This window comes from Clavibacter lycopersici (assembly GCF_003576405.1).
In the GTDB taxonomy this organism is placed as follows: domain Bacteria; phylum Actinomycetota; class Actinomycetes; order Actinomycetales; family Microbacteriaceae; genus Clavibacter; species Clavibacter lycopersici.
In genome coordinates this window covers 1-436 of sequence record NZ_QWGT01000557.1, presented here as the reverse complement: position 1 = coordinate 436, position 436 = coordinate 1, and the positions used below count along the sequence as shown (strand labels likewise).

Genomic DNA, 436 nt, shown 5'->3' with positions numbered 1-436 from the left:
CCGGCCGACGCGCCGACGCCGCGCCAGCACCAGCGCGCGCCCCAGCACGCCCACCACGAGCACGGCGGCGCCCGCCGCGATCGACGCCCCGGGCAGCGTCGCCACGAGCACCAGGCAGCCGACGACGCCCAGCACCTGCAGCGCCTTCGGGTACCGCCGGTCCGCGCGCTCCTGCGTGAAGGCCGCGGCGTTGGCGACCACGTAGTACAGCAGCACGCCGAAGGACGAGAAGCCGACGACGCCGCGGAGGTCCACCGTGAGCACGAGCGCCACCACGATCACGGCCACGGCGATCTCGGCCCGCTGCGGCACCCGGTACCGCGGGTGCACGACGGCGAGACCGCGCGGGAGGTCGCCCTCGCGCGCCATCGCGAGCGACGTGCGCCCGATCCCCGCGAGGAGCGCCAGGAGCGCGCCGAGGCAGGCCGCGGCCGCG

General features: G+C 77.8%; 1 protein-coding gene. It reads right to left on the bottom strand.

The window, feature by feature from the left end; genetic code table 11:
- The coding region (locus DZG00_RS16515) for an amino acid permease (protein ID WP_119455876.1) at positions 1 to 436 on the bottom strand (436 nt) is incomplete at both ends.